The organism is Acidisphaera rubrifaciens HS-AP3, from assembly GCF_000964365.1.
Classification (GTDB): domain Bacteria; phylum Pseudomonadota; class Alphaproteobacteria; order Acetobacterales; family Acetobacteraceae; genus Acidisphaera; species Acidisphaera rubrifaciens.
In genome coordinates this window covers 1-2,785 of the sequence record NZ_BANB01000370.1, presented here as the reverse complement: position 1 = coordinate 2,785, position 2,785 = coordinate 1, and the positions used below count along the sequence as shown (strand labels likewise).

Annotated in this window: 2 protein-coding genes and 2 pseudogenes; 2 read left to right on the top strand and 2 right to left on the bottom strand. The window is 66.0% G+C overall.

Annotation, left to right across the window (positions count from 1 at the left end; genetic code table 11):
- Window positions 1-307, bottom strand: a pseudogene (locus tag B8460_RS11280) (transposase); the annotation flags it as partial.
- Here B8460_RS11280 and B8460_RS23760 point away from each other — a divergent pair.
- Window positions 250-483, top strand: a pseudogene (locus B8460_RS23760) (TetR-like C-terminal domain-containing protein); the annotation flags it as partial. The pseudogenes B8460_RS11280 and B8460_RS23760 overlap by 58 nt on opposite strands.
- Here the strand turns inward: B8460_RS23760 and B8460_RS11275 are convergent.
- Window positions 460-1,137, bottom strand: a complete 678-nt coding sequence (locus B8460_RS11275) for an FMN-dependent NADH-azoreductase (protein ID WP_048861696.1) — start codon at window positions 1,135-1,137, stop codon at window positions 460-462. The pseudogene B8460_RS23760 and the gene B8460_RS11275 sit on opposite strands and share 24 nt — an antisense overlap.
- A 92-nt stretch (window positions 1,138-1,229) precedes the next feature.
- Between B8460_RS11275 and B8460_RS11270 the strand changes: the two genes are divergently transcribed.
- Complete coding sequence (locus B8460_RS11270) at window positions 1,230-2,135, top strand: LysR family transcriptional regulator (RefSeq protein ID WP_048861695.1); 906 nt, start codon at window positions 1,230-1,232, stop codon at window positions 2,133-2,135.
- The last annotated feature ends 650 nt before the right edge of the window (window positions 2,136-2,785 follow it).

The following is a 2,785-nucleotide window of genomic DNA, read 5'->3' as shown; positions in this document are numbered from 1 at the left end:
TGATCCGAGGCTGCGCGACCACCGCCGCCAGCAGACGCTGCGCCACGTCGCCGTCCAGCAGGCGGTCCCGGTTCTTGCTGAACGTGCTGGCGTCCCACACCGGCGCGTCCATCGACAGGCCGACGAACCAGCGGAACAGCAGGTTGTAGTCCAGCTGCTCCATCAGCTGCCGTTCGGACCGAACGGAATAGAACGCCTGCAGCAGCAGCGCCCGCAGCAGCTTCTCCGGCGCAATGCCGGGCCGCCCGGCCCGCGCATACGGCCTGTCGAACTCCGGCGAGAGCACGTCGAGCGCCTCGTCCACCACGGCATGGGGCTCAGTCAGATGGAAGCTTTCCCGCGGAGATCGATCTGGAGATCATCGTCGATCAGGTCTTTGGCTGCCTGTATTTTCATCTCCTCACGGGCGTGCATCCCCTGACGCACGCCTATGCCGACCAGCTTGTCGAGACGGTCTTTTCACAGGCTCGCCGCAAGGCCTGAGCGGCGCGGGATGGATCCGTCCGGCTGCTGGTAGGGGGGGATCGCCGTTCCGATCTGCGCGGCCAGGTTCCGCGCGCGCTCAGTCGCCGCCTGCGCCGAACTGGCGCCCCGCTCGGGCACAGCCTGCCACTCGGCCCGGACGATCTCGATATCGGTCACGCCCATGAACCCGAAGATGAACCGCAGGTAGGGCGTCGCAAAGTCCATCGCGGACGCCGGACCGTCGCCATAGGCGCCCCCGCTCGCGACGAAGGCGATCACCTTTTTCCCGGGAGGGAGCAGGCCCCGCGGGGCGCCGTCCACATAGGCGAAGGTGCGGCCGACCCGGACGACGTGATCGAGCCAGGCCTTGAGCGTCGACGGGATGGTAAAATTGTAGAAGGGGGCGCCGATGACGATGATGTCCGCCGCCTCGAGCTCCTCCGTCAAAATATCGGCCGATCCAAGATCAGGGGTCGCGGCGCCCTGCCCGGGCAGCAGCGCGGCGGCCAGGGACGGCGACAGGTGCGGAAGGGGATTTCGGGCGAGATCGCGGTGGACGATCTCCGCATCCGGATGGCGCTTGACATAGGCTTCAACGAAGGTGGCGACCAGCCTGCGGCTGACCGATGTCTCCAGGTTCGCGCTGTTCTGAAGGACAAGAAGGTTTGGCATGGCACTCTCCGTTCCCAGGACGGGCCGGATGTGCCACCACAGAAGACAAAAATATTCTGGGAAAAAACCTGCCATCATCATAATCAAAGATTATGGATAATCTATCCGCCATCAGCCTCAGCCAGATCGACGCATTCCTCGCCGTCGTTGACGCGGGCAGTTTCTCGGCAGCGGCGCGGCGCCTGAACCGCACCCAGCCTGCGGTGACCTATGCGATCGACAAGTTGGAGGACCTCGTCGGATTTGCGGTGTTCGACCGCAGTCTCTATCGGCCGGTTCTGACCGTCGGCGGAAAGGCGTTGCTGCCTCAGGCCCGACAGGTGGCGCACGACCTGGCGCGCATGAGCGAGCGGGCGCGGATGGTGCGGGCGGCTGTGGAGCCCGAGGTGCGTCTGGTGGTCGACGGGCAGTTCCCCATGTCGTTGCTGCTGCCGGTGGTGGGGCGATTTCGCGAAGCCTGGCCCGGCGTGCCCCTGCGGATCATGGTCGAGAACCTGTCCGCGTCGGTGGCGGCGGTGCGGAACGGATCCCACGGGATCGGCCTGCTCGCCTCGCTGATGGTGAACCACCCGGACTTCGAGCGCACGGCGGTGCTGGACATCGATCTGATCCTGGTGGCGGCGCCCGATCATCCGCTGGCGGCCGGCCCCGGCCGGATCGAATGGGACGATCTGCGCCGGCATGTGCAGATTGTGCTTACCGACCGCGCCGAGCCGACCGAGAATCGGGAGTTCGGCGTGATCGCCGCCGAAACCTGGCGCACCAGCGATCTCGGGGCCAAACACGCCATGATCCGCGCGGGACTAGGCTGGGGCAGTCTTCCGGCGCATCTGGTCGAACCCGACATGGCCGCCTGTCGCCTCGTCGCCCTGAACATGGCCGACACCGGTCTGGCCCGGCGCCGACTGGTCTACGACCTGGTCTGGAAGGCCGGCGTCGAGCTCGGCCCGGCCACCCGATGGCTGGCGAGCCAGCTATCATCGCTGACGCCCGCGTGAGCTCCGGCGAAATCCGTCCTTGCAGACCCGCGGGGCCGGCGCGCGCAGCGGACCCCTTGCGTAGCGCGCCCAACATCCTGCTGACCCCTGGCACGTCCTGCCTCGCTCATCTGCGGGAAAACCTCGCCGCAGTCGCACTCGAATTTTCAGAGGAAACCAGGGCCTTGCTGGACCGGATCGCGGCGGAGAGCGCCCCAGCCTGACGAGCCCCCCTCACGCCGCTAAGGGCGCGGGCGACGTGAGTGAAAAATCGAGCGCTGACCCACTCGAGCCGGCGAACCCCAGTGGACAGCGGCGATCATTTGGTCGGGATCGACGGTTCAGACGAATCGCTTGCTTACCAAGCCACGGACCCGCGTCTCGGTAAGCACGATCCAGGGCGCAATCCCCCCGATAGGGCCCAGGTCACTGCGGCGAGGACGACCGACCATGCTGCCTGAAGCCCCGCGCTAGTCTAAGGCTTACCAACTCGTCGATGGTCGTCTCTACATGGACTTTCCGCCTGAAATCGGCCTTCGCATGCTTACCCGTCGCTTACCCGCGATTGGACGCGGGGACGGGTAAGCAAAAAGCGGCCCGAGGGACCGCTCTAACTCGCTGATTTCCTTAAGAAAACCTGGAGCGGGCGAAGGGATTCGAACCCTCGACCC

Bases quoted from the DNA above. Each gene is read 5' to 3' on its own strand.
- B8460_RS11270 (WP_048861695.1), top strand. From the start codon at position 1,230: ATGGATAATCTATCCGCCATCAGCCTCAGCCAGATCGACGCATTCCTC.
- B8460_RS11275 (WP_048861696.1), bottom strand. From the start codon at position 1,137: ATGCCAAACCTTCTTGTCCTTCAGAACAGCGCGAACCTGGAGACATCG.